The sequence below is a fragment of the Sodaliphilus sp. genome, from assembly GCF_045598405.1.
Lineage (GTDB): Bacteria > Bacteroidota > Bacteroidia > Bacteroidales > Muribaculaceae > Sodaliphilus > Sodaliphilus limicaballi.
Genome location: NZ_JAZLLZ010000037.1, coordinates 17154 through 31778, shown reverse-complemented (window position 1 = coordinate 31778; position 14625 = coordinate 17154). Strand labels below are relative to the sequence as shown.

The following is a 14625-nucleotide window of genomic DNA, read 5'->3' as shown; positions in this document are numbered from 1 at the left end:
TAAAAATTATGACTGAAAAAATAAAGAAATATTTAAATGACAGTGCTGTTGCTCGATGGTCAGCACTCGTGCTTATTGCTTCAATGATGTTCTTCGCCTACATGTTTGTAGATGTAATGTCACCATTGAAGTCAATGATTGAGTCAGAGCGAGGCTGGACAAGTGGCGCATTTGGCAATTATGCTGCTTCTGAATATTTGCTTAATGTGTGTGGATTCTTGATTTTCGCAGGTATAATCCTCGACAAGATGGGAATCCGTTTCACAGGTATTCTATCAGCATCTGTTATGGTTATCGGTGCAGGTATCAAATATATCGGTATCAGCGATTGGTTCCAGGCTACATCATTTGCTGCATGGCTTAACTCATGGTGGGTATCTATGCCAGCTAGTGCCAAGATGGCTTGCCTTGGTTTCATGATTTTCGGTTGTGGAGCCGAGATGGCAGGAACAACTGTGAGCAAAGCTATTGCAAAGTGGTTTAAGGGCAAAGAAATGGCTCTAGCAATGGGTCTTGAAATGGCTATCGCGCGTCTTGGTGTATTTGCTGTGATGTGGATCGCCCCCATTATCTATAATTCTTGCGACAAAACAGTTGTTGCCCCCCTTGCTTTCTGCTCTGTACTGTTGCTCATTGGACTTATCAATTTCATCGTCTTTGCATTAATGGACAAGAAACTTGACAAGCAACTCAAGGCCGAGGGTGAATATGCCGAAGAGGCTAGCGAAGAGGAGTTCAAGGTTAGTGACCTGGGCAAAATCTTCTCAAGTAAAATGTTCTGGATTGTGGCACTTCTGTGCGTATTGTATTACAGCGCAATTTTCCCATTCCAGCGTTACGCTCCCGACTTCTTGGCCAAGACACTTGATGTTGATGATAGCACAGGTGCGCAGCTCTTCTCTTTCTTCCCCATTCTCGCGATGATTCTCACCCCATTCCTGGGCGGTTTCCTTGACATGAAGGGAAAGGGTGCTACCATGCTCTATGCTGGTGCAATCATTATGGTTGCTTGTCACTTGAGTTTTGCATTCTTGCTGCCACTGTTCCCCAGTAAAATCCTTGCAATTGCACTTGTTGCAATACTTGGTTTGAGTTTCTCTCTTGTTCCTGCCGCATTGTGGCCTAGCGTTCCCAAAATCATTGACGAGAAGGTACTCGGATCTGCTTACTGCTTGATTTTCTGGATTCAGAACATCGGCTTGTGTATCGTGCCTATGATTATCGGTCATGTTCTTGAGTCAACAGGCGGTTATACAATGCCTATGATTATCTTCTCAATGTTTGGTGTTGCTGCATTTATTCTTGCATTCTTCCTCAAACTTGAAGATAAGAAGAAAGGTTATGGTCTTGAAGAACCCAACATCAAGAAATAAAAATTTTAACCTATAATACTTGGGGCTGACGCGTGGTTGTGGCAGCCCCAAGTTTATGTAAACAAAAATGACTGATAAGGTTAAATCAACATTAGCACAAAGCACAGCGGCACGCTGGGTGGTACTTGCAATCGTTGCATTCACAATGATGACGGGATATATTGTTGCAAAACAAGTCTCTCCATTGCAATATTATCTTGAGCAATTACCTGCCGACGGTGGCATGGGCTGGACGTCTAGCGAATTTGGTTTCTTTGCCGGTTCAAGAGGATTCTTCAATGTCTTCTTCTTGATGCTGTTTGTGAGCGGATTTATACTTGACAAAAAGGGTGTGAGATTTGCAGGCATGCTGTCTTGCTTGCTCATGCTTGGAGGCACAGTGATTGATTACTATGCGATAGCATTCATGTCGCCAGTTCCCACAATGAGTTTCTTCGGAGACACCATGAAAGTTCAAGTACTTGTTGCCGCGGGCGGTTTTGCGCTCTTCGGCATAGGTTATGAGTTGTGTGGAATTGCAGTGTCAAAAGTAATCGTGAAATGGTTTACTGGCAAGGAAATGGCATTAGCAATGGGATTGCAGGTCGCTTTGGCGCGCCTGGGCACGGCACTTGCATTAGGTTGCAGTCCGCGTGTTGCCGATGCATTCACGCTGTCAACTCCATTGTTGCTGGGTGTATTCTTTGTAGGGCTTGGCACTGTGGGGTATCTCGTTTATTGCTCGATGGATAGGAAATTTGATGAAAGCAACTCTTCAACTGAACTAACTGATGATAGTGACAAGTTCAAGTTTTCTGACTTGAAAAGCACCCTCTCTAATAGCGGGTTCTGGTTAATTACCATTTTGTGCATGCTTTACTACTCGTCGCTTTATCCTTTCCTGGATTTTGCAACCAAGTTAATGATCACAAAGTATAGTGTTGGTGCCGATGTTGCTGGTTTCATTCCGGCCATCCTTCCATTCACTTCAATCATTCTTACACCTTTGTTTGGAGCGATGTATGACAATATAGGCAAAGGGGCATCAATCATGATAATAGGTACAATTATGCTTACCCTTGTCCTTATGGTGTTTGCCCTACCCTTGTCATCTACCTGGATTGCTGTTACTGCAATGATTGTGCTGGGCATTGCGTTCTCGCTGCTTCCCAGTGTTCTGTGGCCAGCAGTGCCAAAGATTGTTCCTATCGCGTTGTTAGGCACGGCCTACTCAATTATCTATTTTATTCAAAACATAGGATTGATGATAGTGCCTTGGGTAATAGGCAAAGTGCTTGATGCTAACACGACTGGTGGTAAAACCGATTACACCCAGGCTATGTGGGTATTCTCGGGCATAGGAGTTGCAGCAATAATTGTTGCGATAATGCTTCTCGTGATGGACAAGCGCAACAACTATGGCCTTGAACTTAAAAACAATAAGTGATTTATGAATTGAGAAACAATGCCAGTGCCTCGTCACGGCCAGCGTTCACCAGTTCGGGATAGTGAGTGTCACTATTTATTAGAACAGGAACATTGTGTTTCTTGAGCATAGCAAAGAATTTAGAGTGTGGGAATAGGCGATGATGCTGTTCCCACGCTTTTGTATTAATCTCGACGATATATTTCATGTCCATAATTGCCTCAAAGTGACGATTGAGCAATACCTGGTACCAATCTTCATCTTCAATGCCTGGTCGATAGCAGCTAGCATTTAATCCTATCTTGTCACAATGGGCAATCACTTCGAATCCCCCACACTCAACCAATTTGAGCGATTGGGCAAAATAAGAACGCACAACCATCTCGATGTCATCATTGAAATACTTGGACATCTTTATTTTGAAATTTTCAAAACGCCCGTCAATATCTACATACTCGCTCTTGTCTAAAAAAGAGGGAATAAAATGAACTGAACCTATGCGGTAGTCAAGAGGCAAAGACTGATAACTAGCATGTGCAGGACCATATCCGTCGATATAGTCGATCTCCATCGAAGCATATAAATTTATCTTGCCATGATATTTCATTTTGAGCCGGGCAAACTCGTCTAGATATTTATCGACATCATCCCACGACATATTACACGAAGACTCGATTGCTATGGGTGAATGTGGACTAAATCCATAATGATTTAAACCATGTGCAATTGCACTCTCTACAAATTCTTCCATGCAAGCCCTGCCGTCACAAAACTGTGTGTGGCTGTGGAAATTGTATTTTGTGGTTTCTTTTGCAAGTCGGATTAAATCTACCATCGTTTATCAAAATAATTTTGAAATTTGCTCAAAAGTTATAGTATTAATCACATTCTTCCCGTCGGGCGTGTAATTGGGCTCGGGTAATCGCAACAAGTCAGCCACTAGTTTGTCCATTTCTTCCTGGTTGAGAGTGCGCCCATAGGGTAATGCGGCTGATCGTGCTACGTTGAGCGCAATGTGCTCATGAACTTTCGTCTTGATGCTTTCACCGCCATTCTCTACCGAATCTATGACCTGGATTAAAGTGTCGGTCACATGAGATAATGTGTCAAAACCCGCAGGAATGCTATTGATCGACCAGTCGTTTCCTCCAAGAGATGCAAGCGTGAATCCCATCAGCTCTAAATCAGGCATTATTTCATTGAGCACCACATTCTGCGAGTTGGTTAGATGCAAAACCTCGGGGAACAATACGGTCTGTGAACTAAGGCTTGTACCTTCCATCTTGCTCATATACTGGTCAAACAAAACCCTGACATGAGCCCTGTGCTGGTCTATTATCATTAATCCTGAAGTAATAGATGCCAGGATGTATTTTCCCTTGAGCTGTATATACACCGACTGTTGATGCACTTCGTTGTCGAAAACATTTCTCACATTTGTGTCATCATCAACAGGCAGTTCTGGGATGTCGATAGAACTATTATCGGTAATATCTTGCAGAGCACTGCTTTTCTTTTTTTCAAAATTTTTGTAAAGTTCGTCCCAGTTAGTGGTCACAGCATGCTGTGAACGACTACCCTGCACGAAGGGATTATATGACTTATCGACATTAATTTCAGGCCGGGCAACAGAAGTGTTGGGGGTGTAGGCTGGAATCTCGGGAGCGTCTTCCACGTCAAACTCAATCGAAGGAGTCTCGCTGAATCGCCCAAGTGCCTCCTTTACACCAGCGCTGAGAATCTGCCAAATGGGCATCTCATTCTCAAACTTAATTTCAGTTTTAGTGGGATGTATATTGACATCGATACTCTCCGGATCAACGTCAAATCGCAAGAAGTAATTAGGTTGCTCATCGTCAGGTATCAACTGACTGTAAGACGACAATATTGCTTTGTGGAAATAAGGATGACGCATGTATCGCTCATTAACAAAAAGATATTGCAGATAATTACGCTTGCGGGCAGCAGATGGTTTGCCTATGTATCCTGAAATCTTCACTATTGACGTGTCTATATTCACAGGAATAAGGTTCCCTTCTATAGAGCGGCCCAACAGATTGGTGATGCGTTGCAAGAACGACCCGCCTTGCAGTTTATACATGACAGCACCGTTATGCAGCAATGTAAAATCAACATTATTATTAACCAAAGCAAGTTTCTCAAATTCCTTTATTATATTGCTCAATTCCACCTGGTTGCTTTTCAGGAATTTGCGGCGTGCAGGGACGTTGTAAAAGAGATTCTTGATTTGGAAGTTTGATCCTTTGGGACACATGTCGGGTTCCTGACTCTCGCATTTAGAGCCATTTATCACGATCTTTGTGCCTAGTTCGTCCTCGGCACGGCGTGTGCGCAATTCAAGCTGGGCTATAGCTGCAATCGAAGCAAGTGCTTCGCCACGGAAACCCATGGTGCGTAGAGAAAACAAGTCTTCAGCCGAACGAATTTTAGAAGTGCTGTGACGCTCAAACGCTAATCGAGCATCAGTGTCGCTCATGCCGCAACCATTGTCAATAATCTGAATGAGAGTGCGTCCGGCATCCTTCAAGATAATTTGAATGTTAGTGGCATGTGCGTCAATAGCATTCTCCACCAGTTCTTTAATAACCGATGCAGGGCGTTGAATAACTTCTCCTGCTGCTATTTGATTAGCAACCGAGTCGGGCAATAATTTAATCACATCACTCATCTTGATTATTCTTTTTTAGATCTACGACCTGTTTTTTCGGGTTCAGACATGAGTTTTTTCATCTCATCACTCACGTCAAAAATTTCATCGGGATGCTTGGGCCTTAATGCATCATACCAAGCAAAACCAGGCAAGAATTGCTCGCTCTTCTTGAGCAGGAACAATGGTGATACTTTGCCGCTGACATCGGGCCACATGGCTATTTTCTCTATCTCTTGCTTTGCTTTTAAATTCAATTTGAGATAACTAGACTCGGCATTTACTTGTTTATTGTAAGTAGAATCTTCCTCTTGTGGATACATGATTACTTGCACATTGCCATCACAATCCATCTGCCGTAATTCCTTCTTTTCGAAAAATGCTTTAATTTTTTTAGCACTTAACTGGTCATAATAGGTTTCGCCCACATGCTGTGCCATGAAGCCAAAGTTAGGGAGAGTGGCCCAGTCACAAGTACTGTCGTTCATGTGAGCATTGATCTCATTTCCAGAAATCTGTCTGTCGTCACTCCACAAGACAGCATGACGATACATGTTGAGAATTGTATCGGCAGCCGACATCTGCAGCGAGTCGCATATTCCCTGCACATCATTCCTGTAAAACCTGACTTTATTGAAAGCTCTTAACAATCGCACTGAATCAACATCCAGCAAAGTGCACAATGTATCGGCATGCAGGTAAATTGTATCTTTCTGGGAGAACTCACGAGCCCTGGCACGATTAGTTACATAACTATAGTGGGTGTTTTCGTCATGATAGCCATATTCACCATCCAGAATAACACTGTTCTTGGCATCAGTTATCACCACATTGCCGCGAGCCTCGCCATAATTAAGTTGACGGTTGTAATACACAGTGTCGCCTACAAGTGTTTTACCATCCTTTGAGTTAATCACCGAGCGGTCATATAGCGTGGCATCGTCGGCCGATGTGTTGTACCATCCGCTAGTTGTGAGCACAGTGTTACCGTCACTCTCAATACTGGTTTGGTCAATGATGCGAGCGATGTGTGTACCGGTGTTGTATTGCAACAAATTAGTTTCCATCGTGTATTTCTCGTTAACCAAACGCACATCAGTGGTAAACTCTGCTTGCTTTGTATCGAGTTCATAACGACCATATCTCGACGTCAACTCGGTGTTGTTCTTTCCATCAATCAACTTTCCGCCTTCAAAGTAATAACCCACGTTAGACGTGATCTCATAATCAAGGCTATCGGTGATCAGCGTTGTCTTGCGGTTTTCTAGACGCACATTGTTTCTCAACTGTGCCACCTGCTCGTCGCCATAATAGTGCATTACATCGGCATAGACAAACAATGTGTCTCCTTGCGTCATTTTGACATTGCCAAATGCATCGAGCGAACTTGTCAAGTCATAGAAATAAGCACTGTCACAGAACATATACATGTCGCCACGGCGAAAACGCACATTTCCTTTGAGCACCTGGTACTCCGTACTTATTCGGTCATCGGCAGTAAGTATATCAGAATTTTCAAGAAAAACCTTATCCTTTTGGTAGCGGTTTGACTTGGGAATCTGTGGAGTGATTCTCTGCACATGCCCTGCTTTAGCGCCAGGATTAGCGGCCTTGGGTTTTTGAGGTGTAGCAGCCCAGGCATAGTCAAAACCCAAAGACAGTCCACACATGACAATACACATGCACAGGACAGCAAATGCTATCCTGTACCCTTTAGTGTATGTGAAGAATCTTTGAGTCATTTTTCTTGATTAGTTAGACGTTGCTCCCTTGTGTAACCAGTCGTACTTAAACTCACAGTTACGCCAGTTGTCCTCTATATACACATAAGTGCTCTTTTGCTTTTGTTTGATCCAGTTCTCAATGATATCGCCGCGCTTATGCTCTTCATAGATGCCTTTGAGAGTTTGATAGTCATCAGCAAGATCGGCCTTATGGCCTTCGATGCGGCGGTTGAGTTTGACGATAGCAACTTGCTCACGTTGTGTCTTGGCATTGATCATCAAGAATGGTTCGCTTAATTCACCCACTTCCATCTTGTCGATAATTTTTCCCACCTCAGGAGGAAGTTGAGACATCTGGAACAAGTTAGAATGGCTCTCTTCGTTGAGCATGATGCCGTTGTTATTGCGAGAGTCCTTATCTTGTGACACATAGAATGCCGCTTGCTCAAAAGTAACTTTTCCTTCGGTGATTTCGTTTTTGAGCGTGTCAAGGCGAGCGATTGCGTCGGTCAAGTCTTTATCAGACACTTTGGGACGAAGCAGGATGTGACGTGTGTTGATGCGGTCACCTCGCTTTTCGATGAGTTGAATGATGTGATAACCATCCTCGGTCTCAACGATATTAGATACTTTCTTTGTGTCGTTGAGATTAAATGCAGCAGTTGCATACTCGGGAAGCAGGACAGAACGGTTCTGGAAACCCGTTTCACCACCATAAACAGCAGTACCCTTATCCTCACTATATAAGATAGCCATTGTCGAGAACTCTGCTTCGCCATTAGTAATACGCTGTGCATAGTCCCTGAGACGTGACTTGACCTCGTCAATCTCTTGCTGGGGAATAACAGGATTGATGGTGATAATCTGAACTTCAACCTGCTTGGGAATAAAAGGAAGAGAGTCGGCTGGAAGTGTGTTGAAGAATTTACGCACCTCTGATGGCGTTGCCTTAATCTTCTTTGTAAGGTTATTCTGCACCTGCTGAATACTGTACTGGTCCCTAAACATGTCAGCAATCTTTTCCCTCAACACAGGTAATGGCTTGTGAAAATATTCTTCCACCTTCTCCTTTGAACCAAGATTGGCAATGAAAAAATTGATTCGAGAATCAACTTCCTTCGCAATCTGCGACTCTTGAACAACCACTGTGTCAATCTTTGCCTGATGGAGGAAAAGTTTATTTAAAGCCATTTGCTCAGGAATCACACAATAAGGATTACCATCAATAGCAGCACGCTCCGATTGAAGATTAAGATACTGTTCTTCTATATCACTCTTGAAGATAGGTTCGTCACCCACTACCCATGCAATTTCCTCTGCAACATTGTTTTGCGCGAAGGAATTAACAGAAAGCAATGCTACGCAGCACGCTAATAGAAATTTTATTTTCATAAACTTATATTTTTCTAAAACTCATTGTAAAATGCAAAAGTGCACTTTATCGCAAATAATATGCAAAGTTCACTATTTTTCGGCACTTTTCAAAATCTATTTTATTAAAAGTTTATTAACCATGTTAAAATGTCAATAAAAATCGGCCGAGACAAGCTGTACACTTGTCTCGGCCAACCGAAATCTATGATAGGTTACAATATTATCACCTGAGCTTTTTCAATACTCGCTTATCAACTACAACGGGATATTTAGCCTTGAGTTCTTCAACCCACTGCTTTTCGAGGACATCTTGATAATCGCTGGTGAGCTGACCCTTTACGTCGGTATATACTTCAGGAGCGTTAATGAGTCCGCCTTCAAGAATAATAGCCCTGTTGTATTTAGCAGTTTCGGGAATCGCGGGACCGTTGAAGCAGAGGAAATCGGCAAGTTGGTTCTCACCCTTAACAACAACCATGCGCTCCATCTTAATTGAGTTGCTATACTTCTTGTGGAGGTAAGTGGGAAGTGAATCAACATGACCTACTTTTAAGATATCAGCCTTGACAGCGTCCAAGATAGAGTCACCCTTGGCACTCAAAATGATACCCTTGAAGTGGGGTTCGCTCCATGTATATTTAGCACGGTTCTGCTCAAAGTAATTCTTCAGTCCGGTAGTGTCTTTGCCTGCACCCTCCCATACTTTACGGTTGCTAATCTCGAACAACAGCATGCCATCACGATACTCATTAAGGAGATTGCGGAACTCGGTGTTGTCGTTGATCAAGTTGTCTGTGTAATATTTCATGACCTGTGCATCAGCGATATCACCTATAAGTGACATGAAATAACCCTTAGCCGATTCAGCATTGAGTTTTGTTTTGGGGTTAAGTTTGGCAGCAATAACCGATACGGGTGTTGCTTCATTAGCATAAGTAAATGCGGGGAAATTATCACTGCGCAATGTAGCTACGAAAGTAGAGTCATATCCGCCATTTGCCTTGATTGCATCTTCGATGTGCTTCTCGAGTTTGGGGTTCACTTGGTAGTTGTATTGCTTTTTTGCCTCTGCCAACTTAACCATTTGAGGCATCTTGGCACGCTCATCCATACTGATTGCTTTCTCGATGCGGGGACGTGCTTCCTCAAGGGGCATGAAACCCTTGTTCTCAAGACGCTGCACGATGTGGTAACCATAAGATGTTTCAAAAGGCTCTGAAATCTCGCCATTCTTCAAAGTAAAAGAAACCTTGTCGAACTGGGGCACCATCTGACCACGGCTGAAGAAACCAAGGTCACCACCACGCTTGGCCGAACCGGGATCTTCAGAATATTGCTTTGCAAGTTCCTCAAAGTTGCCGCCAGCTTTTACCAACTCGAAAATTGAATCTATCTTCTGCTTAACTGCTTGCTTCTCCTCGTCGGTAGGTTTGTGTGTGCGAGGGAAAAGTCGCAAGATGTGGCGAGCACGCACTGTACCTTCGTCATCGCGAATAGCGTTGACTCTTACCAGATGGATACCAAAATCTGTGCGGATGGGCTGGCTTATCTCGCCAACAGGTGTGTTGTAAACACCATATTCAAATGAATAAGGGAACTGCCCTGCTCTGATGAAACCATAGTGACCGCTGTTGCGGGCAAACGACGGATCGATTGTGTACTTTGCTGCAACAGAGTCCCACACGGCTCCATTCTTGAGAACTGTGCGCAAGCTATCGGCCAGCGCGAGTTGCTTCTTGTTGTCGGCATAATCTTTTCCCAAAGAAAGCATCAAGTGGTCAACATCTACATTCTTTGTGAAACGTTCATAAGCTTCTCTCACAAGACGCTCTTTAACGGTAGTGTCTTCAAGGAAAGGACGAACCATTTCGTCACGATAACCGTCAAGCTCTTTCTTGAATGAAGGCAGAGTATCTAACTTGGCAGCCTCGGCATCAGTAACTTTAAGTTTGTATGTTATAAAGCGATCAACATACTGGTCGAGAGTTTCTTTTTCAACCTGTTGCTTGCTGTTTTTATTATACAAATACTCAAACTCAGAGAGTTTAACATCCTTACCATTAATTTTCATCAACACGGGATCCTTAGCAGCAGTTGCCAAAAGAACCGAACCGACTAAAACTGTCGAGAGTAATAATTTATGTTTCATTTTACAATAATTAGTATCTACACATTTCTATATATAACGTGAAATGTGCAATAAAATTATATATTCCTGAAAAAATAATTAATTTTTAACTGGGACTGTAGTTGGGAGCTTCGCTAGTTATAGTCACGTCATGCGGGTGGCTCTCGGCAACACCTGCATTAGTAATGCGGACAAATTGAGCATGGTGAAGTTCATTAATAGTAGCGGCACCGCAATAACCCATACCAGAGCGAAGTCCACCAAGCATCTGATAAATCACCTCATACAGAGATCCTTTATAAGGAACACGTGCAGCAATTCCTTCGGGCACAAGCTTCTTGGCGTCGGTAACGCTACCTTGGAAATAACGATCCTTTGAACCTTTCTCCATAGCTTCGAGAGATCCCATGCCGCGATAAGTCTTGAATTTCCTACCATTGAAAATGATAGTTTCGCCCGGAGACTCCTCAACACCTGCAAACATACCGCCAAGCATAACAGAACTTGCACCTGCAGCAAGTGCTTTCACAATATCGCCAGAATAACGTATGCCACCATCAGCAATCAATGGGACATCAGTTCCTTCAAGAGCCTTTGCCACATCATAAACAGCCGACAACTGGGGAACACCTATGCCTGCAATGATACGGGTTGTGCATATAGATCCAGGACCAATACCCACCTTTACACCATCAGCACCGTTCTCAACAAGAAACTTTGCGGCCTCGCCAGTAGCAATATTACCTACTACAACATCAATCTGAGGGAATTGTGCCTTCACCTGCTTGAGAACCTCTACCACGCCACGAGTATGGCCATGTGCTGTGTCAATGACAATAGCGTCAACTCCTGCATCAACAAGTGCCTTTGCACGCATGAGGCTGTCGGCAGTGACACCGATGCCGGCTGCTACACGCAGTCGTCCGCGTGAGTCCTTGCATGCGTTGGGTTTGTCCTTGGCCTTTGTAATATCTTTATATGTAACAAGGCCCACAAGCTTGCCTTCAGCGTCTATAACTGGAAGTTTTTCAATCTTATGGGTCTGGAGAATTTTAGCAGCTTCTTCAAGGTTGGTCGATTGGTTAGTTGTCACAAGGTTTTCACTCGTCATCACATCATCGATTGCACGATCAAGGTTGGCCTCAAAGCGAAGGTCGCGGTTAGTGACAATTCCCACAAGTTTGCGGTCATCATCAACAACAGGAATGCCGCCAATGTGGTATTCACACATCATGTTCAACGCATCTCCCACAGTAGAGCCTCGCTTGATGGTAACGGGATCATATATCATACCATTCTCGGCACGCTTGACCATGTGGACCTGACGAGCTTGCTCCTCAATAGACATATTCTTGTGAATCACGCCAATACCGCCTTCGCGAGCAATCGCAATAGCGAGTCTCGCTTCAGTTACTGTGTCCATTGCGGCCGAAATGAGCGGAACATTCAATTCAATGTTTCGCGAAAAGCGCGTCTTTAAACACACATCCTTAGGAAGAACTTGGGAATAAGCAGGAATTAACAAGACATCATCAAACGTGAGTCCATCCATTTTCACACGATCTGCAATAAATGACATAAGAAAAAATTTTTAAATGCTAAATCAATTATTGCATGCAAATTTACTAATTATTCTGCACATGGCAAAGTTTAAACTTCATTTTTACAGAAATTTAAATGTCTATGGCCGTCAATGTGCAGCCTCTTGCCATTAATCTAATGAATCTTGATACGTTTAATTCTTTTTATCAGACTAGTTGCCCATCTCGCTTATAAACTTGATGCGCATCATTCTTATCTCTTCTTCGGGATATTCAGGTCCTAGTTCACGGAAAGCTGTTTCAAGATCGTCGGTCTCGCTCTCGCGGAAATAATCGAAGATCTCATCTTGTATGTCGGGATCAATTTGTTCATTGATATAATAATCAATATTAATTTTATACCCGGCATAAACAATAGAATCAATCTCCTTGAGCAAGTCGCAGAAATCCATATGATTAGACTCGGCTATGGCATCAAGAGCAATCTTGCGGTCGATACTTTGTATCAATTTTATTTTTAGATTAGTCTTGCTAGCGACCGACAGAACCCTGAAGTCTTCGATTCGTTCGATTTCGTTCTCCTCAACATATTTTTTAATGAGTTTCACGAATTCCTCGCCATAACGCTTGGCCTTGCCCACTCCCACTCCAGGAATAAGGCTCAATTCCTCGATGGTGATGGGGTATGTAGTAGCCATAGCATCTAACGATGGATCCTGGAAGATAACATAAGGCGGCAGACTATTGCGTCTAGCGATATCTTTGCGTAAATCTTTGAGCATGCTGCACAATTCTGGACTCAACGAACTGCCGGCAACACTTGCGCCCTCGGTATCGTCAATGTCGCTGTAATCAATATCTTCCACTACCTTAAACGACTTTTTGTTAGTAAGGAATTGCTTGCCTGCCTCTGTGACTTTGAGCACTCCGTAGTTTTCAATATCTTTATTGAGATACCCCGATATCACTCCTTGTCGTAATACCGACCCTAGCAAGCGAGCTTCTACTCCCTTCATGCAGCCAAACACATCTTCAAGTTCATGATGCTTGTAGGACTTGACCTCTGGCGTCACGTCACCACGCATCACTGCCACTACATATTCGCTCTTAAAACGTTCTTTAAGCGCAAGTATAGTCTCAATGGCTGCACACAGTTCATCTCGAGCTTCTACCCGTTTCTTGGGATACAAACAGTTATCGCAGTTGCCGCACTCGTCGGCTTCAAAATTCTCGCCGAAGTAGTGAAGCAGTGTCTTGCGTCGACATACGCTTGACTCGGCATAAGCTGTTGTCTCATTGAGCAGTTGCTTGCCTATCTCTTGTTCGGCAACAGGCTTGCCTTGCATGAATTTTTCAAGTTTGAGCAAGTCTTTCTTTGCATAGAATGTGATGCATTTGCCTTCTCCTCCATCACGTCCCGCACGTCCAGTTTCTTGATAATATCCTTCAAGGCTCTTGGGTATGTCATAGTGGATGACATAACGCACATCAGGTTTGTCGATACCCATACCGAAAGCAATGGTAGCAACTATCACGTCAACTTCCTCATTCAAGAAAGCATCTTGGTTTTCCGAGCGCTTGACGCTGTCCATTCCTGCATGGTAAGGTAACACCTTAATGTCATTAATAGAAAGAAATTCGGCCAGTTCTTCAACTTTCTTGCGGCTCAAGCAATAAATGATACCCGACTTACCTGCGTTAGACTTGATGAACTTGCATATTTCTTTGTCAATATCACGGGTCTTGGGTCTTACCTCGTAATACAGGTTGGGACGGTTGAAAGACGACTTGAACACACTCGCGTCGTTCATACCAAGTGTTTTCTGAATGTCATGCTGCACCTTGGGGGTAGCTGTTGCTGTCAATGCGATGATGGGGCGAGTGCCAATACGCTCTATCAGGGGTCTGATGCGTCTGTATTCTGGTCTGAAGTCATGTCCCCACTCCGAGATGCAATGTGCTTCATCCACAGCATAGAAAGAAATTTTCACTGTCTTCAGGAAATTAACGTTTTCTTCCTTGTTGAGCGACTCGGGTGCTACATATAACAACTTTGTTCGACCTGCCACAACATCCTCTTTAACCTGGTCGATGGACTGGCGGTTGAGCGAGGAGTTCAGGAAATGTGCAATACCATCGCTCTCGCCATAGTTGCGCATGGCATCAACCTGGTTTTTCATGAGAGCAATGAGCGGAGATATTACAATCGCAGTTCCCTCCATTAGTAATGCAGGTAACTGATAGCACAATGATTTTCCGCCACCAGTGGGCATGAGCACAAAGGTGTCACGCTCATTTAGGACATTCTCAATGATAGGTTCTTGATTACCTTTAAAGGTATCAAAACCAAAGTATTCTTTGAGTTCGGCAGTCAGTTGCTCTCGGTTGAACATGATGGTATATTGTTATGGG

Annotated in this window: 9 protein-coding genes; 2 read left to right on the top strand and 7 right to left on the bottom strand. The window is 43.5% G+C overall.

The annotated features are described in order from the left end of the window. The first annotated feature begins 8 nt into the window (after positions 1–8). Both ACKI3C_RS02980 and ACKI3C_RS02975 read left to right on the top strand, forming a co-directional pair. A complete protein-coding gene (locus ACKI3C_RS02980) occupies positions 9–1373 on the top strand; it encodes an MFS transporter (protein WP_407401896.1) in 1365 nt (454 codons plus the stop codon). A 67-nt stretch (positions 1374–1440) separates the two neighbouring features. Continuing rightward, entirely contained in the window at positions 1441–2799 is a 1359-nt protein-coding gene (locus ACKI3C_RS02975; RefSeq protein WP_407401894.1) for an MFS transporter, read from the top strand. A gap of 1 nt (position 2800) precedes the next feature. Here ACKI3C_RS02975 and ACKI3C_RS02970 read toward each other — a convergent pair whose 3' ends face one another. The 7 genes from ACKI3C_RS02970 to recQ form a co-directional block, all read right to left on the bottom strand. After that, entirely contained in the window at positions 2801–3613 is an 813-nt protein-coding gene (locus ACKI3C_RS02970; protein ID WP_407401892.1) for a histidinol-phosphatase, read from the bottom strand. Positions 3614–3619: 6 nt separating this feature from the next. After that, positions 3620–5467: a DNA mismatch repair endonuclease MutL gene (gene mutL, locus ACKI3C_RS02965; protein WP_407401890.1), complete on the bottom strand. Its 1848-nt coding sequence runs from the start codon at positions 5465–5467 to the stop codon at positions 3620–3622. Between the two features lie 5 nt (positions 5468–5472). Continuing rightward, positions 5473–7188, bottom strand: a complete 1716-nt coding sequence (locus tag ACKI3C_RS02960) for an OstA-like protein (RefSeq protein ID WP_407401888.1) — start codon at positions 7186–7188, stop codon at positions 5473–5475. 9 nt (positions 7189–7197) lie between these two features. After that, the gene (locus tag ACKI3C_RS02955) at positions 7198–8562 is read right to left on the bottom strand and encodes a peptidylprolyl isomerase (RefSeq protein WP_407401886.1); all 1365 of its coding nucleotides are present in this window, start codon (positions 8560–8562) and stop codon (positions 7198–7200) included. Between the two features lie 205 nt (positions 8563–8767). Further along, entirely contained in the window at positions 8768–10693 is a 1926-nt protein-coding gene (locus tag ACKI3C_RS02950; protein WP_407401884.1) for a peptidylprolyl isomerase, read from the bottom strand. A gap of 85 nt (positions 10694–10778) precedes the next feature. Next, entirely contained in the window at positions 10779–12251 is a 1473-nt protein-coding gene (guaB, locus tag ACKI3C_RS02945) for an IMP dehydrogenase (protein ID WP_407401882.1), read from the bottom strand. Between the two features lie 174 nt (positions 12252–12425). Continuing rightward, a complete protein-coding gene (gene recQ / locus ACKI3C_RS02940) occupies positions 12426–14606 on the bottom strand; it encodes a DNA helicase RecQ (RefSeq protein WP_407401880.1) in 2181 nt (726 codons plus the stop codon). Positions 14607–14625 lie beyond the last annotated feature (19 nt).